Origin of the sequence: Pseudogemmobacter hezensis, from assembly GCF_013155295.1 — a bacterium.
Taxonomy (GTDB): domain Bacteria; phylum Pseudomonadota; class Alphaproteobacteria; order Rhodobacterales; family Rhodobacteraceae; genus Pseudogemmobacter; species Pseudogemmobacter hezensis.
This window is the reverse complement of the sequence record NZ_JABJXT010000008.1, coordinates 14,264-34,707: the sequence shown is the minus strand read 5'-3', so window position 1 is coordinate 34,707 and position 20,444 is coordinate 14,264. Positions and strand designations below refer to the sequence as shown.

The window sequence follows — 20,444 nt, the reverse complement described above, 5'->3', positions numbered from 1 at the left end:
GGGGCTTTATGTCTCAGGTCTCACGCGGGCGCAGCCACAGCCAGATCAGCGCCCCTCCGGCCAGGGTCAGGAAGGGCAGCATCGCCAGATTGACCATCTGCCAGCCCGTCTGGGCCGAGCCGCCCGAGCAGCTCATCAGCCCGCCCGATGCCAGTGAGGCCAGCGTCACCCCGCCAAACACCACCAGATCATTCAGCCCCTGCAGGCGGCCGCGCTCTTCAGGGCGCTGCGCGGTGGTCAGCATGGTGGTGGCCCCGATGAAGCCGAAATTCCAGCCAAGCCCCAGCAGGATCAGCGCGGCATAGAAGTTCTCAAGCGCCACCCCGGTCATCGCCACAGCCCCCGCACCCAAAAGGATCACCAGCCCGGCGGCGATCACCTTTTCCGTGCCAAACCGGGCGATCAAATGGCCGGTCAGGAAACTGGGCAGATACATTGCCAGCACATGGGCCGAGACGATATTGGCCGCATCCCCGGTCTCGAACCCGCAGCCAACCACCGCCAGCGGCGATGAGGTCATCACCAGGTTCATCAGCGCATAGGCGACGGTGGCGCAGATCATCGCCACAAGGATCGTCGGATCGCGCAAGAGCTGGGCGCGGCTGCGGCCCTGACCGCTGTCGATCCGGCGCGTGGGGCGCGGGATCTTCAGCGCGAAGAACAGGAAAACCCCGATAAGATTCAGACCGATAATCGCCAGATAACTGCCAAGGAAGGGGACAACCCAGGCCTCGGCCGTGCCGCGCACGATCAGGGGCCCCAGCAGGGCCGACAAAAGCCCGCCGCCCATCACCCAGGAGATCGCTCGGGGCCGAAAGGCCTCTGACGCGGTATCGGCGGCGGCAAAGCGGAAGAAGCCCTGCGCGCTCATATAGATGCCAGAGAAAAAACCGCCGAGGCAGAAAAGCGCGAAGCTGCCCTCCCAAAGCCCCCAGGCGCCAAAGACCCCGCCAAGCGCGCCGCCAAGCGCCCCCAGCACAAAGCCCGGCACCCGGCCATAGCGCTGCATCAGCGCAGAAATCGGCGTCGCGGTCAGCATAGAGCCCAGCACCGACAGCGTGATCGGCAGCGTCGCCCAGCAGATATTCGGTGCAAGGCTTTGCCCGGCCAGCCCCGCGACGGTGAACATGATCGGCAGCTGCGCCCCCAGCACCGCCTGGGCGGCGATCAGGATGGCCACATTGCGCCGCGCAAGCGCGTCAGAGACGGGTGCAGAGAGGGAATCATGGGCCTGTGTCATGGCCCAACAAGAGGCCGCAGGCTGCGCCGGGGTCAATCCCCGGATGCAGGCGGGCAGGCGCGGCATGCTGCGACAGATTGCCTTTGTCTTTGCCTTTCCCGGCATATCATGCGCATGTTTTGCGCATGGAAAACCCACGTATCATCCGGGGCGAGGCCTGCCTTGCCGAAGGCATCGCCTGGCTTTCACAGGCCGAGCCACGCTTTGCCGAGGCCGCGCGCCTGACAGGTCTGCCGCCTTTGCGGCTGCGCCCTGATGGTTTTGCGGCGCTTTTGGATGCGATCATCTCGCAGCAGGTCTCGGTCGCCTCGGCCAATGCGATCCGGGCGCGGATGGCAGAGGCGGGCTATCTGGATGAGGCGCGCCTTGGGGCTGCCTGCGATGACGATCTGCGCGCCGCCGGCCTTTCGCGGCAAAAGGCCCGCTATGCCAAGGCCCTGGCCGAGGCGCGGCTGGATTATATGGCCCTGCGCCAGGCCCCGGGCGAGGAGGTGGTGAAGACGCTGGTGGCGCTGCCCGGGATCGGCAGCTGGACGGCGGAGATCTACGCGATGTTTGCGCTTGGCCATGCCGATATCTTCGCGCCCGGCGATCTGGCCTTGCAGGAATCCGCCCGCAGATTGTTTCAGCTGGACGCCCGCCCCACGGAAAAAGCCTTTCGCGCCATGGCAGAAAGCTGGAGCCCCTGGAGATCGGTTGCGGCACGGCTTTTATGGTCCTACTACCGGGTGGATAAGGGACGCGAAGGGATCACAGGATGAGAGAGCTGAAATTCGGTCGCAAAGGCCCCGAAAAGGGCCAGGCGAAATCGCTGGTGATCCTGGTGCATGGCTATGGTGCCGATGGAAATGACCTTTTGGGCCTTGCCGATCCGCTGGCCCCGCATCTGCCGGATACGGTTTTTGTCGCCCCCGATGCGCCAGAGCCCTGCGCAGGCAATCCCTTCGGGCGGCAATGGTTTCCGATCCCCTGGCTGGATGGCTCCAGCGAAGAGGCGGCGCGTCAGGGGCTTTTGGCCGCGGCGGATGATCTGAACGCTTTCATAGACCAGCGGCTTGCCGATGAGGGGCTGCCCGCTTCGGCGCTGGCGCTTTTGGGCTTTTCCCAGGGCGCGATGATGAGCCTGCATGTCGCCCCGCGCCGGGCTGATCCGGTGGCGGCGGTGGTGGCGATCTCAGGCCGCCTGCTCGCCCCCGAACTGCTGGCGGCTGAGACGCGGGTTAAGCCGCCGGTCCTTTTGATCCATGGCGATCAGGATCCGGTGGTGCCCTTTGAAAACCTGGCGCTGGCGGGCGATGCGCTGTCCGGGGCGGGGTTTGACACCTATGCCCATGTGATGAAGGGCACCGGCCATGGCATCGCGCCCGATGGTCTGGGCGCCGCGCTTGGCTTCCTGAAAGAGCACCTGCCGGGGTGATAAGCGCCTGCCTGGTTTCACGCCTGGCTTCACGCCTCGCGTGAGGCCTCAAGCCAGGCGGCGCAGCCGGTCAGGGCGGCATAATCATCCTCAACCACCGAGACCCGGAAGGCATGGGTCAGCAGATCCACACGGCGCGGCTCGCGGAAGGCATCGGCGATGGCATTGGTGCCGAACCAGGGCGTCATCGCCCGCGCCATGCCGCCGATCAGATAAATCCCGCCCCAGGGCAGATAGCTCAGCGCCAGATCGGCCAGAAACCCTGCGAGGATATGGCTGTAAAGCCGGGCCGCCGCCAGCGCGGCGGGGTCATTCTCGGCCAGCAGCGCCAGAATTTCCGCCGAGGATTTCGCGCCTGGCGTTCCGGTCTGACGGGTTGCGAAGCTGTAGAGATTGGCGAGCCCGCGCCCGGCCAGCACCTCTTCGACGCCGCAATGGGGGATCTCGCCGCGCTGATGCAGCAGCGCCTCGATGAAACGCATCAGCGCGAAATCTTCCTCATTTCGCACCGGCATATTCATATGGCCGCTTTCCGAGGGCGGCACCACCCGGGCCGCGCCCTGGCCATAAACCGGGGCCGCATTGACCCCGGTGCCCAGGCCCACCACCAGCATGGTCTGGCCCGGAATGGCCGCGCCATCAATCAGCGGGCGCAAAGCGGTATCCGGGATATGCCCAAGCGCATGCCCCTGCGCCTGCAGATCATTCAGGATCGAGACCCGCGCAGCCCCGGTGGCGCGGCGCAGCTTATCGGCATCCATCACCCAGTCGAGATTGGTCATCGTGGCGACGCCGTCCTGCACCGGGCCAGCCGCCGCGACGCAGACACCCTCGACGCTGGCACCGCTGCCTTGCAGATAGTCGCGCAACACCGCCGCGATATCCTCGCCGCGCGCTTTGTATTCGCCATTGGGAAAGCGCCGGATTGAACCCGCCACCACCTTGCCCGCCTCTGACAGCGCCACCCTCGTATTGGTGCCGCCAATATCGGCAAGGATCGCAAGGGACATCGGGCCGCTCCATCTGCAAAGTCTGCGCAGGCGGGGCTGCGCAGATGTTATCGCTATCACTGTCACATGAATAGCGGCTAAGCCCGCCTTCGGGCAAGGCTTTGCCGTGATCGCGCTCTGCGCCAGTCTTACCCGCTTTTTGCAGCCTTGCTGCGGGCATGGAAGATGAAGCCCAGAAAATTCAGCAGCACCTGCGCCGCCAGGATCTGGGTCGAGCCTGATGGATCATAATCAGGCGCCACCTCGACCAGATCCATGCCGACCACCTCATGGCGATTGGCAATAGCCTGCAGGATCTCAAGCACCTCATAATAAAGGAAACCGCCATGCGAGGGCGTGCCTGTCCCCGGCGCGATCGAGGGGCAAAAGCCGTCAATGTCCAGCGTCACATAGATGCGGGCACCTGCCGGGATCCGCGCCATGACGCCCTCAACCCCCAGCTTGCGGGTCTGGCGCACTGACAGGATATCATCCCCCATCTTCCGCGCCGCATCATAGCCGTCCTTCGCGGTGGATGAGACATTGCGGATCCCCAAAGCGGTGATGCCGCTGACATAGTCCTTCTCGGCCGCGCGGCGCATCGGATTGCCATGGCCATGGCGCACCCCGTGGCGGATATCGACGAAATCCAGATGCGCGTCGATCTGCAGGATATGGATCGGCCCCTGATCGTCAAAGGCCCGGATACAGGGGATATTGACCGAGTGATCGCCCCCCAGCACCACCGGCAGCGCCCCCGCCGCCAGCATCGCCCGCACGCCCGCCTCGATATTGGCGTGGCTGCCCTCGGTATCGGTGTGGATGATATCGGCATCGCCAATATCGACGATGCGCACATCCTCGCCCAGGTAGGTCGCGTCATCCTCATGGTCATAGGCGCCACCCAGACCGAAGGAAAACAGCGTCGAGGCCTCACGGATCGCCCTTGGCCCGAAACGCGCCCCGGCGCGGAACTGGGTGCCAAAGTCGAAGGGCGCGCCCATCACCGCGACATCGGCGTCAATCTGGCTCCAGTCGGGCTGATAAGGGTTTTTGCCAAAGGTCGAAATGCCGACAAAGGGCAGGTTCAGCCTGGGTGGATTGCTGGGCGTTTTTGGCGCGGATGGCATCTGGTCTCTCTCCCTCGTTTTGCCAAGACTGCGGGCCGGGCATGTGATTGGCAAGCCAAAGCGCGACATCAGAACGCCTTGAGATGATCGCAATTGCCGATCAGACAGGCGGGCAGACTGAACCCGGAGATGATGATGTCCGACGACCCTGCAGGCTTTCGGCCCAAACGCTTTCCCGTGCCAGAGTTTCCGCCGCGCAAGACGGCGCTGTTTGCGCGAACGCCCCCTGTGATCTTTACTGCGCTGGTCGGGGTGATGGCGATACAGCTGGTTGCGCGGCAGCTGCTGGTGCAGGCCGATCTGCCACTGGCGGCGGCGGATGCTGCGGCGGGGATCCTGCTGGCGCTCTGGCTGTTCTGCATCTTCGCGCTGATTGTCAGGATCGGGCGGCGGGCCACTGTAATTGCTGATGATTTGCGGGTTTTGGCTTCCAGAAACGGGCTCTTTTCGGCGACGATTTCGGGGATGATTGCCGGGCAGATGATCGCGCCCTACGCACCGCGGGCGTCACTTGTGCTGGTCGTCCTGGCGATGGTGGCGCATTTGATTATGGCGCTGGTCTTTTTCACCCTGGTCTGGCGCAACCGGCGCGGAACTGCGCCTCATTCCTGGGCCTGGCCGGATCCTGGCATGCAGCTGATTTATGCGGGGCCTCTGGTCGCGGTGCCCACGCTCATCGGATTGGGCTGGACCGGCCTCGCTGCGGCTTTGTCGGTGATCTGTCTGGTGCCGGCAAGCCTTTGCCTGCTGGCAGGCGCGATCGGGCTGCTGCGTCAGCAGAACCCGGCACCCTTGCGGCCGATGCTTTTGCTTCATCTCGCGCCGGTCGCGCTGGCGTCAATTGTGGCGCTGAGTTTCGGCTACGAGATGGCGGCTGCAATCCTCGGATTGGTGGCGCTTTTGCTGCTTTTCGGTATGGTTGCAGCGGTCAGCTGGCTGACGCGGGCCGGATTCACCCCGATCTGGGGCAGCGTGATCTGGCCGGTGGCGCTGGTGGCAGAGGCCCTGGCAAAAGGCGGTGCCCTGGGAACCAGCGCGGCAGTCCTGATTCCGATTTCCGCTTTTGCATTGGTGGTTTGCTGGCGGATCTTCAGACTTTGGCCGAAGGGGAAGCTGGCCGATATGACCAATGTTCAGGCCAGCTAGGCGTGGTGGGCGTTACGGCTGAACACGGCCCGTTACGTCCACCCGTTAAGACCAGCCGTTATGTCCAGCCGGGATGCCCGCGCCGATTGCTCAGATCAGGCTGACCCAGGCCCGTGCCAGCGCAAGCCCGGTCTGATCGGCCTGCTGGCCCCAGCGGGCGGCCTCGGGCTCGATTTCCTGCAGCCAGCCGGGGCGCATGCCTTCAACCACATCGGGAAAATCGCGGTTCCAGGCGCGGGCGACATTCTGGTTCACCTCAAAATGGAACTGCATCCCGTAAGTGGCTCTGCCGATACGGAAACATTGGTTTTCGGCCACTTCGGATGAGGCCAGCCGCACCGCACCTTCGGGCAGGGTGAAAGTGTCCGTATGCATCTGATAGATGCGAAACGGCCCACCCGTTACCCCCATCACCGGATCATCAGCGGCGGCCTGCAGCGGGTTGACCTCACACCAGCCAGCCTCGGTGGTGATGCCGTGCAGGTTGGTCGCGCCATAAGCCCGCGCCAGGATCTGCGAGCCGAGGCAGATCCCCAGCACCGGCTTATCCGCCTCGCCATAGGCCCGCATCAGATCGGCCAGCGGATCCAGATAGGGATAGCCCGCCACGTCATCCGCGCGTTGCTCGCCACCGAAGACGATCAGCGCGTCGGTATCGGGCGAAAGCGGCAGCGCATCGCCCTGGCGCGGCTTTATCAGATTGATCGCCGCCCCCGCCTCATGCAGCGCGATGCCAACCTGGCCATGCTGGGTGCTGGGGGTGTTCTCGACAATGGTGACGCGCATGGGGGCCTGCAGCAGCAAGAGGGGCGGGAAAGAATTATTCCCACACTATCAGCAGAGCGGCTGGCGCGAGGCAAGGGCTGACGGCCCCGACTGCAGACCCCGAATGCAGCGCCTGAACCCAGGCACCGTCAGATTGCGCTATTTCAGGGCCATCAGCACGAAAGGCAAAGAAACCCCCTTGCGCATCATGCCCGATGGTGAAAAGGGGAACCGCCAAACGACGATCCCTGAGGAGATTCCTATGGAGATTCGCGAGGCTCTCACCTTCGACGATGTCCTGCTTGTTCCTGCTGCAAGCTCGGTTCTGCCAAACACGGCAGATACCTCGACTTTTGTGACGAAATCCATACGGATGAACATCCCGCTTCTGTCAAGCGCGATGGATACCGTGACCGAGGGGCGGATGGCGATTGCCATGGCGCAGTCGGGCGGTATTGGCGTGATCCACCGCAACCTGGACATTGATGCCCAGGCGCGTGAGGTTTCCCGCGTCAAGCGCTTTGAATCGGGCGTGGTCTATGCGCCGATCACCCTGCGGGCCGATCAGACGCTGGCCGATGCGAAGGCCTTGATGGAGCGCTACAATATCACCGGCTTCCCGGTGGTGGATGGTGATAACCGCGTGGTCGGTATCGTCACCAACCGCGATATGCGCTTTGCAAGCGACGACAAGACGCCGGTTGCGGTTATGATGACCTCGGACAATCTGGCGCTTTTGCGCGAGCCGGTGGACCGTGAGGCGGCAATCAGCCTGATGAAGGCGCGCCGGATTGAAAAGCTGCTGGTGACCGATGGGGCGGGCAAGCTGACCGGCCTGCTGACCCTGAAAGACACCGAGCAATCGGTGCTGAACCCCCAGGCCTGTAAAGATGAGCTGGGGCGGCTGCGGGTCGCTGCGGCCTCGACCGTTGGCGAAGAGGGCTTCGCGCGCTCAAAGGCGCTGATCGAGGCGGGCGTCGATATGGTGGTGATCGACACCGCACATGGCCATTCCGAAGGCGTGGCGATCGCGGTCGAGCGGATCAAGAATTTCTCGAACGCGGTCCAGGTCGTGGCGGGCAATGTGGCCACCGGCAAGGCGACGGCTGCGCTGATCAAAGCGGGGGCGGATGCGGTCAAGGTGGGCATCGGCCCCGGCTCGATCTGCACGACGCGGATCGTGGCGGGTGTGGGCGTGCCGCAGCTGACCGCGATCATGGATTCGGCGGCGGCTGCGGGCGATGTTCCGGTAATCGCTGACGGCGGCATCAAATTCTCGGGCGATTTCGCCAAGGCCATCGCGGCGGGCGCCAGCTGCGCCATGGTCGGCTCGGCCATCGCAGGCACCGACGAGTCGCCGGGCGAGGTCATCCTGTGGAACGGGCGATCCTACAAAAGCTATCGCGGCATGGGCAGCCTTGGCGCCATGGCGCGCGGCTCGGCGGATCGCTATTTCCAGAAGGATGCGGCCTCAGACAAGCTGGTTCCCGAAGGGATTGAGGGCCAGGTGCCCTATAAGGGCCCGGTCTCAACCGTGCTGCACCAAATGGTCGGCGGGCTTCGTGCAGCCATGGGCTATACCGGCTGCGCTACCGTCGCCGAGATGCGCAAGGATTGCGAATTTGTCCGCATCACCGGGGCAGGGCTGAAGGAAAGCCACGTCCATGACGTGCAGATCACCCGCGAAAGCCCGAATTACCGCGTTGGGTAAGCCATTCGCCCGGTCTGCCCGCTTTGGGGGCTGGGCTGGCGATTGCGGCTGATACCAGAGATGTTGCAGGCGGCCCATCAGGGGCCGCCTGTTTCATTCCGGGATTGTCTTTGCCACAGCCTGCCGCAGCGGATCTGGACCAGATCTGTCGCAATCGCCGCGCCAAAAGCAATCGGCTGAACGCGGGTGCCGGATCGGCAGGCAGACAAAAGTGATGCGACATATTACCCCACTAAATAAATGAAATTACTGAAAAATTGACATAAATTCGCCCTCATTCACACGGCTAACAGCGCAATCCATAGCTGAATTGGAGGCGAGATGAATCGCTCAATAGGTTGTGTGACTGGCCTCAGCGCCAGGGTTGAACGGTTCACTAAGTCTGAGGATGGTGTCAGCACCATCGAATTTATCTTCTGGGTTCCCATCGTCACCGTGCTGATGGTTTTCATCACCAATGCGACATTGGTTTTGCAGACCCAGACCCTGCTGTTTGATGCGGCCCGTGATGCGGCCCGCTCGGTTGCGACCAACAGCGTCCCCCCAGAACAGGCCGCAGCGCGTGTGGCTGATCGCTTCCCGCCAAGGATGGCCGTTAAGGCAGAGGTCACCATTGATGGCGACTATGTCACGACTGTTGTCAGGGCCGAATATCGCGGCATCATCAGCATATTTGGCAGCATGCTGGGCGAAACAGATCTGACCGCTTCGGTCACGATGTGGAAGGAGCCCGGCGATGCAGTATAAGCAAACTCTGCCCAAAGGGGGCAATTTCAGGCAGTTTACCCGCGATCAGTCTGGCGCGGTTTCGGTCGCCACGCTGTTTTTGCTGGTGCTGGCATTGCTGATGGCAGGCGTCGCGGTCGACAGCGCCAATGCCTGGCGAATGCAGAACCGCCTGCAGATTGCGGCGGATGCGGCGGCTCTGGGGGCGGCGGCACAGCTGCCAGACCGCGAAAAGGCAACAGAAATCGCGCAGGAGCTGATGCGCCGCAATCTCGATGCAGGCACGCATACCTTCGGGCCCTCGGATCTGCGCTTTGGCTCGATTGATGAGACTGGCGCCTTTTTCGAGCATGATGACGATGCCGAGGCCGTGCGGGTCGATACCGGCATGACCGAAAAGCGCGGCAATCCGCTGGGCACGATGTTTCTGCGTCTGGTCGGTGTGCCGACGCTCAGCCCGTCCGGGGGCTCGATTGCCGTATCCAGCGGCGGTGATGGCACCAATGCCTCGCCCGGCTGCGAGGATGCGATGATCCTGACCGACAATTCGATGGATATTGGTGGCGGCAATACACTGGATGGCAAGATCTGTCTGCATGGCCGCAACGGTCTGCACACAGGCGGCAATGACTGGTACAGCCCCGAGGTGCGTCTTTCGGCACAATCGGCGCAGGATGTGACCGTGAACCATGTCCGTCAGGGATCGGCCACGGCCGAGCAGGTGCGTACCGGCTCTGACCTGCGCCCGGTCGTGCTGCCAAAGCTGCAATCTATGTTCGATGAGCTTTGGGCTGCGCTGGAGGTTCCGGATGCGAATGGCCGCGATCTGCAGGTTGATGGCTATTATACCGGCGATCTGCTGCCCGATTTCCTGAAGGATGCCCAGGGGCGCATCGCCATCGTCTATATCGACAATGGCTGGTGGACCGCGCAGCCTGGCGATCTGAAGCCGAACACCGTCTATGTGGTCAATCACGGCATGCAGATTGCCGGGAATGTTCAGGCGCAAAAGGTTGGAATCATTGCGAAAGGCCAGATCGGCATCGGCGGTGGGCCCAATCTGCACTATACCGACAACTTCTTCTTTGCGACCGGAATGATCAATTCGGGTGGCGATATCCAATGGGGGGACGCCGGGAAATATTGCGAGAACGGTCGCTACAGCGTCTATACGTTCTCGGTCAATTCCACGGTATCGCTTGGCGGCTGGGGGGGCGGTGCGGGTGCGCATGGCCTGTTCGGCGCAGCGCCTGGCTTCAACCCGGGCGGCGCGATGCGCAATTCAGGCGGGCTTTACTTCGAGGCCCGGAATTTCGTGCCGCTGGGCGGCAACCTGAAGTTCAACGGCTGCGGCAAACGCCTGAACGCGGAATACGATCAGGCTCTGCCTGAGGCAAAGCCCGCGAAGGCCGCCGGATCGCGCATCGTCTGGTAAATCCCTGGGCGCAGCAGCGCCGGGATATCTGAAAAGGCGGCCCGGAATGCTGTTTCCGGGCCGCCTTTGCTGTAAAATTGCCCCTGTCTCAGAAAATGGCAGCGATAGCCTGCTTGCCTTATCGCCATTTTCAGCCGATCTGCGGTGCAGCCAGCGACATATGTAAGGAGACAGAGATGCGTTCCCCAGGCCGGGCCTCAGCGGCGATCCTTGTCCTTGACCGTATTCTGGGCGGCGAGGCGGCTGAAAAAGCGCTCAGCGACTGGGGGCGTGCCTCGCGCTATGCCGGATCAAAGGATCGCGCGGCGGTGCGTGATCTGGTGTTTGACGCGCTGCGCCAGCGCCGCACGGCCCAGGCTCTGGGCGGTGGCGCGGCAGGCGGGCGGGCGCTGGTGCTGGGGATCCTGCGGGCAAGGGGCGAGGATCTGGCAGGGTGGTTCGACGGCTCCGATCACGCCCCCGCGCCGCCCCAGGCCGATGAGGCGCCAAAGCAGCCGCTGGGCGCCGCGCAGCATGACATCCCCGACTGGCTGGAGGCCCCGCTGCAAGCCGCGCTTGGCGCGGATTTCGCGCCCGTGATGCAAGAGATGCGCCACCGCGCCCCGGTGATCCTGCGCGTGAATTCCGCCCGCATCAGCCGCGAGGCGGCGATTGCTGCGCTCAACACGGAAGGCATCACCGCCGAGCCACATCCACTGGCCGCAACCGCGCTGCATGTCACTGCCGGGGCACGTACTATCGCCGGATCGGCCGCCTTCAATGACGGCCTGGTTGAGTTGCAGGACGCGGCCTCTCAGGCGGTGGTCGCTGATCTGGGGCTGGCAGCCGGAATGCGGGTGCTGGATCTTTGCGCAGGCGGCGGCGGCAAGACGCTGGCGATGGCGGCCCAGGCGCGATTGCAGCTTTGGGCCTATGATGTCAGCGCCCGCCGCATGGCCGATCTGCCGGCGCGGGCCGAGCGGGCAGGGGTGCCCATCCAACTGACCGCCGATCCAGAGGCCCATGCGCCCTATGATCTGGTGCTGACCGATGTGCCCTGTTCCGGCTCTGGCAGCTGGCGGCGCGACCCCGAGGGGAAATGGGCGTTGACCCCCGAACGCCTTCAGGAACTGACCGTTCTGCAACAGCAGATCACCGATCGCGCCGCGGCGATGGTGGCACCTGGTGGCTGCCTGGCCTATGCGACCTGCTCTTTTCTGAAGGAAGAAAATGAGGATCAGGTTAACGCCTTCCTGCAGCGTCATCCGGGCTGGCAGCTGGCCTCTTCGCGCCGCTTCAGCCCGCTGGACGGCGGCGACGGCTTTTTCACCGCCCGCCTGCTCCGCAGTCAGTCCTGATGCAAAGTCAGGTCTGATCCAAAGTCTGGCCTGATCCAAAGACTGGCCTGATCCAAAGACTGGCCAGACAGGCGATCATGCCCGAAAAACACAATCCGCATTTTTCTTAACGGAGTTAAGCCCACGTTAACTGTTTACCCGTCTTCTGGACCCGATGAATGCAGCTGGGTGCGGGGGAATGGGTGCAAACTCCGGGATATGAGAGGGATGGGCTGCTGAACGGGGCACGCGGCCTTGCGCTGCGCTCTGGCTGGCTGGTGGCGGTTGCGGCGGTCTGCCTGATCCTTGCGGTGCTGGTTGGCGACAGTGGTTTTCGCTTTACGCTGTCGGTGACGGGGCTGGCGCTGGTGCTGGTGACGCTGCTGCTATGGGGCATGGCGCGGATTGCCCGCCATGAGGATGCGCAGACCAACGCCCGCCTCTCGCTGCTGATCGGCGAGGATGTGGCGCCGTGCTTTTCGACCGATACGATGGGGCAGATCCTGTTCCGAAACCGCGCCGCGATCGAGCGTTTTGGCGATCAGGCCCCGGCCACCCTGGCCGCGCAGCTGCATGAGCAGATCGCCTCACCCTCGGCGGTGATGTATCGTTTGCAGTCGCGGGCGGCCAATCATGGCGGCGTGCATGAGGATATAGTCACCCGCCGCGGCCATCTGCGTCTTTCCGTGCACCGGATTGCCACCGATAAATTCCTGTGGCGGATTGAGGAATTCGAGGATCGCAGCCCGGCCGGGCGCGGTGCCGAAGCCCTGAGCCTGCCGATGGTGGTGGCCAATCGCGCGGGCGTGGTGCTGTTCTCGAATGAAGCGATGCGCCGCCTGCTGGGCGAGCGTCCCAAGCGGCTTGACCGTATCTTCATGCAGCCCCGCGTGACCAGCGGCGAAGAGGTCGAGGTGGCGACGGCAGGCGGCACCACCCGCGCAATCGTGGCCGAGCTGGATGGCGCGGGCGACCGGCGTGAGATCTTCCTTCTGCCTGCGCCCGCCCGGCGCGAAGAGGATTCGATCCCCGTCGATTTCGAGAATGTTCCCGTCGCGCTGATGAAATTCGGCCTCGATGGCGGGATGCGCCAGTCGAATCTGGCCGCCCGTGAGCTGCTGGGCGCACGTGAGGTCGGTGCCATGACATTCCACGACCTGTTTGAGGATCTGGGCCGCCCGGTAAATGACTGGCTGGCCGATGTGATCGAGCAACGCCTGCCCGCCGGGGCCGAGATGCTGCGCCTGCGTGGCGGCGATGAAGAGCATTTCGTCCAGGTTCAGCTAAGCCGCTTTATCGAAAATGGCAGGCCGCTGGCCCTGGCGATCCTGGCCGATGTTACCGTGTTGAAGAAGATGGAGGCGCAGTTCGATCAAAGCCAGAAAATGCAGGCCATCGGCCAGCTGACTGGCGGTATTGCCCATGATTTCAACAACCTGCTGACAGCAATCTCGGGCCATTGCGACCTTTTGCTGCTGCGCCATGGCCAGGAGGACAGCGATTTCTCGGATCTGGAACAGATCCGCCAGAATGCGAACCGGGCGGCAGCGCTGGTCAGCCAGCTGCTGGCCTTCTCGCGCAAACAGACCCTGCGGCCAGAGCGGCTGGATCTGTCTGACGTCATGAGCGAGGTCGCGCATCTGCTGAACCGGCTGGTGGGCGAGCGCATCACCCTGACGCTGCGCAATGATCCCGATCTGGGGCCAATCCGCGCCGACCGCAGACGGCTTGAACAGGTGCTGATGAACCTGGTGGTCAACGCCCGTGATGCGATGGCCGGGAAGGGCACCATTCTGATCGAAACCGAAGACATCACTCTGACGGATCCGGTAACCCGCGACGGCGCAACCGTCTCGGCGGGTCGCTGGGCGGTGATCCGGGTGTCTGACACCGGCTGCGGCATCCCGCCAGACCGGATTGGCAAAATCTTTGAACCCTTCTTCACCACAAAACGCCCCGGCGAAGGCACAGGTCTCGGCCTGTCAACGGTTTACGGCATCGTAAAACAGTCCGGTGGCTTTGTTTTCGTCGAAAGTGAGCCCGACCACGGCGCGACTTTTGAGCTGCTCTTCCCGGTGCAGGAAGGCCTGGTGGTCGATGGCCCGCCTGCGCCGGTCGAAGACCCCGATGCGCCCGAGCAGCAACGGCTCCAGCATTTGCGCAACGGCGCGGGCGTGGTTCTTTTGGTTGAGGATGAGGCAGCGGTGCGCGCCTTTGCCAGCCGCGCGCTGAAAATGCGCGGCTACACCGTGGTCGAGGCCGCAAATGCCGAAGAGGCCCTGCAGCTGCTGGACGATCCGGCGATGGTTGTCGATATCTTTGTCAGCGATGTGATCATGCCCGGCATGGATGGCCCGACCTGGGTCAAACGCGCCCTGGAAGAACGCCCCGATGTGCGCGTGGTCTTTGTGTCCGGCTATGCCGAGGATCATATTTCCGCAGATCAGTCACAGATACCGAACTCGGTGTTTCTGGCAAAACCCTTCTCGCTGAACGATCTGACAGCGACCGTGCAAGCTCAGCTGCATCAGGCCTGATCGGGATGTTTCAGCGTCTCGTAAAGGGCGAAATCAGCGGCGGCCACCCGGTGCAGCAAGGCCTCGGTCTCGGGGCTCAGCCAGGTCTCACCGGGGGGCGAGACATTGATTCTGGGCAGGGTAATCTCACATCCCAGCCGATCTTCGAGAAATTCGACAAAGGTGTCGATCTCGGCATAGCGGAACAGGCGATCGACGCCCTCGCCCTGGCGCGGGCGCAGAAATTTCTCCTGGGCACCGACATCGGCAAAGGCCGGACGCGGATCCTGGCACCAGGCACGGACGAAATCGTCGAAGCTCATCCCCCGGGTGGATTTCGTCGGATCGGTCTGATCCTCGCGTGAACGAAAGCGATACCAGGAATTCAGCCAGTCACGCGGCTCGCGCATCAGGGCGACCACGGTCCACTCCCCCTGCGAGGCCGCCTGAAGATAGGGGCCAACAAAGCGGCGATAGCGATGCACGGTTGTGTGTTTCAGCACCGGCGGACGCTGAATGGCCACCGCCGCCAGTGATTCGAGGGCGTTCGCCAGCGAAGTTGACCCTGTCTTGGGGGTTGCCAGCAAGACAAGCTTTTGATCCCAGAATACCAGCAAGGCAGAACACCCCCTCAGGTTGTTATTCCGGCTTCTATCGTGATCAAAGGCCGGAAAAAACGATCGCGCCCCTAATGCCGGGCTTTTTTTCACAAGCGTTGTAAACCAGTCGTTAAGCAATCTGATTTCAGAATGAATTGAAGAAAACCCTTGCTACTTTCCTGTTTTGTTCCGATAAGCGACAGGAACAAATCAAAAACATGCCTCGGGATTGCCGCCTGGATGCGGCTGTGAAATAAGGGAAAAACATCATGGCAACAGCCAGTCTGCTGGATTTCGGGAGCAAGAAAGACATGGATAAGCAAAAGGCGCTGGAAAGCGCTCTGCAGCAGATTGAACGCCAGTTCGGCAAGGGTTCGATCATGAAGCTGGGCGCTGACAGCCCGGCGATGGAGATCGAAGCGACCTCGACCGGCTCGCTGGGGCTGGATATCGCGCTTGGGATTGGCGGCCTGCCCAAGGGGCGGATCATTGAGATTTACGGGCCGGAAAGCTCGGGCAAGACCACGCTGACCCTGCACGCAGTCGCGGAAGAGCAGAAAAAGGGCGGCGTCTGCGCCTTTGTCGATGCCGAACATGCGCTGGATCCGACCTATGCCAAGAAGCTGGGCGTTAACCTTGATGAACTGCTGATCTCGCAGCCCGACACCGGCGAGCAGGCGCTGGAAATCGTCGATACACTGGTGCGTTCGGGCGCGGTTTCGATGATCGTTGTCGATTCGGTTGCGGCCCTGACCCCAAAGGCTGAGCTTGAGGGCGATATGGGCGATGCGACCGTCGGCGCCCAGGCCCGCCTGATGAGCCAGGCAATGCGCAAGCTGACCGCCTCAATCGGCAAATCGAACTGTATGGTGATCTTCATCAACCAGATCCGCATGAAGATCGGTGTGATGTTCGGCTCGCCTGAAACCACCACCGGTGGCAATGCGCTGAAATTCTATGCCTCGGTGCGCCTCGACATCCGCCGCATCGGTGCGATTAAAGACCGCGAAGAGGTGGTCGGCAATACGACCCGTGTCAAAGTGGTTAAGAACAAGGTGGCGCCGCCCTTCAAACAGGTTGAATTCGACATCATGTATGGCGAAGGCATCTCGAAAATGGGCGAGTTGGTCGATATCGGCGTCAAAGCCGGCGTGGTTGAAAAGTCGGGCGCCTGGTATTCTTACGGGGATGAACGGATCGGGCAGGGGCGTGAAAACGCGAAAACCTTCCTGCGCAACAATCCCGCCACCGCGCTGTCGATTGAGGAAAAGATCCGCGCCGCAAATGGCCTGGATTTCCACATGTCGTCCGAGGATGGTGTGGTTGAGGATGACAGCTGATCCCCACCGGGAATTTGATCATAAAAACAAGGCCGGTGGCAACAGCCCCGGCCTTTTTGCATTGTGGATGCCCTGGGCGCATTTTCGGCTGCGGTTCCCCCTGGACAGGGGCAGGCCGCACCGTTACACGGAGGCCTGAACCCTGTTTTCCTCCATAAAAGAGGCCCGGCCATGGCGTCGCTTAACGACATCCGCACCACCTATCTCGACTTCTTTAAGAAGAACGGGCACCGCGTTGTTGAAAGCTCGCCGCTGGTGCCCAGGAATGACCCGACGCTGATGTTCACCAATTCGGGCATGGTGCAGTTCAAGAACCTGTTCACCGGCACCGAGCATCGCGATTACAAGCGCGCCACCACCGCGCAGAAATGTGTGCGGGCGGGCGGCAAGCACAACGATCTCGACAATGTCGGCTATACTGCGCGCCACCACACCTTCTTTGAAATGCTGGGGAATTTCTCTTTCGGCGATTATTTCAAGGATCAGGCCATCGCCTTCGCCTGGGAACTGCTGACCAAAGACTTCGGCCTTGCCAAAGACAAGCTGCTGGTCACGGTTTACCATACCGATGATGAGGCCGCCTCGATCTGGAAAAAGGTCTCGGGGCTGACGGATGATCGCATCATCCGCATCGCCTCGGATGACAATTTCTGGCGTATGGGGCCGACCGGACCCTGCGGCCCCTGCACCGAGATTTTCTACGATCATGGCCCCTCGATCTGGGGTGGCCCGCCCGGCTCGGCCGATGAGGATGGCGACCGTTTCATCGAGATCTGGAACAACGTCTTCATGCAAAATGAGCAGTTCGAGGATGGCACGATGCGCCCCCTTGAGATGCAGTCGATCGACACCGGCATGGGGCTGGAGCGGATCGGCGCGCTTTTGCAGGGCAAGCACGACAATTACGACACTGATCTGATGCGCTCGCTGATCGAGGCCTCGGCCAATGTCACCTCGACCGATCCCGATGGCACCGGCAAGGTGCATCACCGCGTGATCGCCGATCACCTGCGCTCGACCTCTTTCCTGATCGCCGATGGTGTGATGCCCTCGAATGAGGGGCGCGGCTATGTGCTGCGCCGCATCCTGCGCCGGGCCGCGCGTCATGCCCACATGCTGGGTGCCAAGGATCCGGTGATGCACCGTCTGGTGCCAGCCCTCGTGCGCCAGATGGGCGCCGCTTACCCCGAGCTGACCCGGGCCCAAAGCCTGATCGAGGAAACGCTGAAGCTGGAAGAGACCAAATTCGGCCAGACGCTCGATCGCGGTCTGAAGCTGCTGGACGAGGAACTGGCGAAGATCCCCGAAGGGGCCGATCTGCCCGGCGGCGCGGCCTTCAAGCTTTATGACACCTACGGTTTCCCGCTTGATCTGACCCAGGACGCGCTGCGCGAAATGGGCCGCAATGTCGATGTCGCCGGTTTTGACGCCGCGATGGATGAACAGCGCCAGAAAGCCCGCGCCGCCTGGTCGGGCACGGGCGAGGCAAAAGACGCGAAGATCTGGTTCGAACTGGCTGAATCCAAAGGCGTATCCGAGTTTCTGGGCTATGAGACAGAGACCGCTGAAGGCGTCATTCAGGCCCTGGTGCGCGAGGGCGCTGAGATCGGTGCCGCCCAGACCGGAGAGGCTGTTCAGATCGTCGTCAACCAGACGCCTTTCTACGCTGAAAGCGGTGGCCAGGTTGGTGACAGCGGGTTGATCCGCACCGATACCGGGGTGGTCGAGATCAGCGACACCAAAAAGGCCGCCGGGATCTTTATCCATATCGGCAAGGTTATTGAGGGCGGTATCGCCAAGGGCCAGCCCGCGCGGCTTGAGGTTGATCACAGCCGCCGCTCGGCGATCCGCGCCAACCACTCGGCGACCCACCTGCTGCATGAGGCCCTGCGCGAGGCGCTTGGCGATCACGTGGCGCAAAAGGGCTCGCTGAATGCGCCGGACCGTCTGCGCTTTGACTTTTCGCATGGCCAGGGGCTGACTGCGGCCGAGCTGGCCCAGGTTGAGGCCGAGGTGAATGACTATATCCGCCAGAACACCTCGGTCGAGACGCGGATCATGACGCCTGACGATGCCCGTGCCATCGGTGCCCAGGCGCTGTTTGGTGAGAAATATGGCGATGAGGTCCGCGTGGTCTCGATGGGGCGTCTGCCTGGCTCGGGCAAGGGTGCCGATGGCCAGACCTATAGCCTGGAGCTTTGCGGCGGCACCCATGTGGCCCGCACCGGCGACATCGGGGCCTTTGTTTTGCTGGGCGACAGCGCCTCTTCGGCAGGTGTTCGCCGGATCGAGGCGCTGACGGGCGCGGCGGCTCTGGCCCATCTGCGGGCCCAGGATGCGCGTCTGTCAGAGCTGGCAGCCGTGCTGAAAGCCCCGGTTTCCGAAGTGGTCGAACGCGTTCGTGCCCTTGCCGAAGAGCGCCGTCAGCTGGCAGGCGATGTGGCAAACCTGCGGCGCGAGCTGGCGATGGGCGGCGGCGGTGCCGCTGGCCCGGAAGCGCGTGAAATCAACGGCGTAAAGCTGATTGCTCAGGTGATGAAGGGGGTCTCTGGCAAGGATCTTCCGGCGCTGATCGATGAGATGAAGACCCGGCTTGGCTCGGGGGCGGTGCTGCTGATTGCCGATACCGGCGCGAAACCTGCGGTGGCAGCCGGTGTGACCCAGGATCTGCGGGATCGTCTGTCGGCGGTAGATCTGGTCAAGGCGGCAGCGGCGGCCCTGGGCGGTAAAGGCGGCGGTGGCCGCCCGGATATGGCGCAGGCCGGGGGCAATGACATTGCCGGGGCCGATGCAGCGATCAAAGCGGCCGAAGCCGTGATCGGCGGCTGAGATGCCGGTCGCCTTCTGGATCGCCCATGTCGAAGTGACGGATGAGGCCGCTTACGCGCTTTATGCCAAAGGCGCGACCGCGGCGATTGCCGCGCATGGCGGCGTATTCCTTGCACGGGGCGGGCGCTATGTGCAGCTTGAGGGCCGGGACCGTGCCCGAAATGTGCTGGCCCGCTTCCCCGATCTTGAAACGGCGGTGGCCTGCTATCACTCGGAGGCCTATCAGGCGGCTCTGGATCATGCCCGGGGCGCGGCGGTCCGTGATCTCGTGGTGGTCGAGGCGGCAGAATAATCGCTGCTTTTTAAGGCAGGATTCATCAGATCTGTGCTTATTGAGCGGGCCGGGGCTGTCATCGCCCGGCCCGTTCTGTATTCTGGCCATAGGGTTCGGGCTTTGCGGTGAATCAGGCAGGCCCGGCAGTTTTTAGCGGGAAGGGCAGATCATGTGTCGTTGGGCGGCCTATAGCGGTGAGCCGATTTTCCTCGAAGACATCGTTTCACGCCCCGGTCACTCGCTGATCCATCAAAGCCATTGCGCCACCCAATGCCATACCGCCATCAATGCCGATGGTTTTGGCATCGCCTGGTATGGCGAGCGTGAGACGCCCGGCCTTTACCGCGATGTGATGCCTGCCTGGTCGGATCCGAACCTGAAAAGCCTGACCGCCCAGGTCAAATCGGGGCTGTTTATGGCCCATGTCCGCGCCTCGACAGGGACGGCGACCAGCCGCAACAACTGCCATCCTTTCACCGCCGGACGGTGGAGCTTCATGCACAACGGCCAGATCGGCGGCTATGACGCCTTTCGCCGCGATGCCGAGATGATGATCCCAGAGGCGCTTTATCCGCAGCGCAAAGGGGCGACCGACAGTGAGGCGCTGTTCCTTGTGGCGCTGTCTGAGGGGCTGGAGGCCGATCCCCGCGCCGCGCTGGAACGCGCCTGCGCCAGGTTCATCGCCCTGGCCCGGCGCAAGGGGGCGGCCCCCTATCTGCGGCTGGCGGCGGCGCTGTCGGATGGCAAATCGCTTTATGCGATCCGCTATTCCAGCGACGAATTTGCGCCCTCGCTCTGGTATCGCTGGTCGGAAAGCCGCAAGGGGATGGCGGTCGTCTCGGAACCACTAGAGGCGGAAGAGGGCGGCTGGATCGAGGTTCCCCCCGCCAGTTTCTGCACCTTCATCGCCAATCGCGTCGAAGTGCAGCCTTTCATGCCCTGCCGCCTGGCTGAGGCCGCATAAGCGCTGCGTCGCATGAGAAAGGCACCCCCGAAAGGGTGCCCCTGGTC

The 20,444-nt window shown here is 62.8% G+C and carries 17 protein-coding genes; 12 read left to right on the top strand and 5 right to left on the bottom strand.

Going from position 1 to position 20,444, the window contains the following annotated elements:
- Positions 1 to 13 precede the first annotated feature (13 nt).
- The gene (locus HOY34_RS10465; RefSeq protein ID WP_172362538.1) at positions 14 to 1,240 is read right to left on the bottom strand and encodes an MFS transporter; all 1,227 of its coding nucleotides are present in this window, start codon (positions 1,238 to 1,240) and stop codon (positions 14 to 16) included.
- A 125-nt stretch (positions 1,241 to 1,365) separates the two neighbouring features.
- Here HOY34_RS10465 and HOY34_RS10460 point away from each other — a divergent pair, with 125 nt between their 5' ends.
- Both HOY34_RS10460 and HOY34_RS10455 read left to right on the top strand, forming a co-directional pair.
- A complete protein-coding gene (locus HOY34_RS10460; protein ID WP_172362536.1) occupies positions 1,366 to 2,001 on the top strand; it encodes a DNA-3-methyladenine glycosylase family protein in 636 nt (211 codons plus the stop codon).
- Positions 1,998 to 2,657 carry an alpha/beta hydrolase gene (locus HOY34_RS10455; protein ID WP_172362534.1) on the top strand — a complete coding sequence of 220 codons (660 nt, stop codon included), beginning with the start codon at positions 1,998 to 2,000 and terminating at the stop codon, positions 2,655 to 2,657. The genes HOY34_RS10460 and HOY34_RS10455 overlap by 4 nt, the downstream gene beginning before the upstream one ends.
- 29 nt (positions 2,658 to 2,686) lie before the next feature.
- On the opposite strand, the gene HOY34_RS10450 is transcribed toward HOY34_RS10455, so the two are convergent.
- Together HOY34_RS10450 and speB are read right to left on the bottom strand one after the other, a co-directional pair.
- Positions 2,687 to 3,667 carry a glucokinase gene (locus HOY34_RS10450; RefSeq protein WP_172362532.1) on the bottom strand — a complete coding sequence of 327 codons (981 nt, stop codon included), beginning with the start codon at positions 3,665 to 3,667 and terminating at the stop codon, positions 2,687 to 2,689.
- Positions 3,668 to 3,795: 128 nt separating this feature from the next.
- Positions 3,796 to 4,776 (bottom strand): agmatinase, encoded by a 981-nt coding sequence (gene speB, locus HOY34_RS10445; RefSeq protein ID WP_172362530.1) that lies wholly within the window; start codon positions 4,774 to 4,776, stop codon positions 3,796 to 3,798.
- A gap of 135 nt (positions 4,777 to 4,911) precedes the next feature.
- On the opposite strand from speB, the gene HOY34_RS10440 reads away from it, so the two are divergent.
- The gene (locus HOY34_RS10440) at positions 4,912 to 5,922 is read left to right on the top strand and encodes a TDT family transporter (protein WP_172362528.1); all 1,011 of its coding nucleotides are present in this window, start codon (positions 4,912 to 4,914) and stop codon (positions 5,920 to 5,922) included.
- A gap of 90 nt (positions 5,923 to 6,012) precedes the next feature.
- Here the strand turns inward: HOY34_RS10440 and HOY34_RS10435 are convergent, their stop codons facing one another.
- A complete protein-coding gene (locus HOY34_RS10435; protein ID WP_172362526.1) occupies positions 6,013 to 6,708 on the bottom strand; it encodes a type 1 glutamine amidotransferase in 696 nt (231 codons plus the stop codon).
- Positions 6,709 to 6,949: 241 nt separating this feature from the next.
- Between HOY34_RS10435 and guaB the strand changes: the two genes are divergently transcribed.
- The 5 genes from guaB (at position 6,950) to HOY34_RS10410 (ending at position 14,412) form a co-directional block, all read left to right on the top strand.
- Positions 6,950 to 8,398: an IMP dehydrogenase gene (guaB, locus tag HOY34_RS10430; protein ID WP_172362524.1), complete on the top strand. Its 1,449-nt coding sequence runs from the start codon at positions 6,950 to 6,952 to the stop codon at positions 8,396 to 8,398.
- Between the two features lie 321 nt (positions 8,399 to 8,719).
- Complete coding sequence (locus tag HOY34_RS10425) at positions 8,720 to 9,145, top strand: TadE/TadG family type IV pilus assembly protein (RefSeq protein WP_172362523.1); 426 nt, start codon at positions 8,720 to 8,722, stop codon at positions 9,143 to 9,145.
- Positions 9,135 to 10,559, top strand: a complete 1,425-nt coding sequence (locus tag HOY34_RS10420) for a pilus assembly protein TadG-related protein (protein WP_172362521.1) — start codon at positions 9,135 to 9,137, stop codon at positions 10,557 to 10,559. Before HOY34_RS10425 ends, HOY34_RS10420 begins: the two co-directional genes overlap by 11 nt.
- Positions 10,560 to 10,735: 176 nt before the next feature.
- Positions 10,736 to 11,896: an RsmB/NOP family class I SAM-dependent RNA methyltransferase gene (locus HOY34_RS10415; protein WP_172362519.1), complete on the top strand. Its 1,161-nt coding sequence runs from the start codon at positions 10,736 to 10,738 to the stop codon at positions 11,894 to 11,896.
- Between the two features lie 158 nt (positions 11,897 to 12,054).
- Positions 12,055 to 14,412, top strand: a complete 2,358-nt coding sequence (locus HOY34_RS10410) for an ATP-binding protein (RefSeq protein ID WP_172362517.1) — start codon at positions 12,055 to 12,057, stop codon at positions 14,410 to 14,412.
- Here HOY34_RS10410 and HOY34_RS10405 read toward each other — a convergent pair.
- The gene (locus HOY34_RS10405) at positions 14,403 to 15,008 is read right to left on the bottom strand and encodes a hypothetical protein (protein WP_172362515.1); all 606 of its coding nucleotides are present in this window, start codon (positions 15,006 to 15,008) and stop codon (positions 14,403 to 14,405) included. The genes HOY34_RS10410 and HOY34_RS10405 overlap by 10 nt on opposite strands.
- Positions 15,009 to 15,259: 251 nt before the next feature.
- On the opposite strand from HOY34_RS10405, the gene recA reads away from it, so the two are divergent.
- The 4 genes from recA (at position 15,260) to HOY34_RS10385 (ending at position 20,397) form a co-directional block, all read left to right on the top strand.
- Positions 15,260 to 16,330: a recombinase RecA gene (recA, locus tag HOY34_RS10400; RefSeq protein WP_172362513.1), complete on the top strand. Its 1,071-nt coding sequence runs from the start codon at positions 15,260 to 15,262 to the stop codon at positions 16,328 to 16,330.
- Positions 16,331 to 16,501: 171 nt separating this feature from the next.
- Positions 16,502 to 19,159, top strand: coding sequence for an alanine--tRNA ligase (gene alaS, locus HOY34_RS10395; protein ID WP_172362511.1), 2,658 nt, complete (start codon positions 16,502 to 16,504; stop codon positions 19,157 to 19,159).
- A 1-nt stretch (position 19,160) separates the two neighbouring features.
- Positions 19,161 to 19,451, top strand: coding sequence for a DUF1330 domain-containing protein (locus HOY34_RS10390; protein ID WP_172362509.1), 291 nt, complete (start codon positions 19,161 to 19,163; stop codon positions 19,449 to 19,451).
- Positions 19,452 to 19,602: 151 nt separating this feature from the next.
- On the top strand, positions 19,603 to 20,397 hold the full coding sequence (locus HOY34_RS10385; RefSeq protein ID WP_172362507.1) for a class II glutamine amidotransferase: 795 nt from the start codon (positions 19,603 to 19,605) through the stop codon (positions 20,395 to 20,397).
- The last annotated feature ends 47 nt before the right edge of the window (positions 20,398 to 20,444 follow it).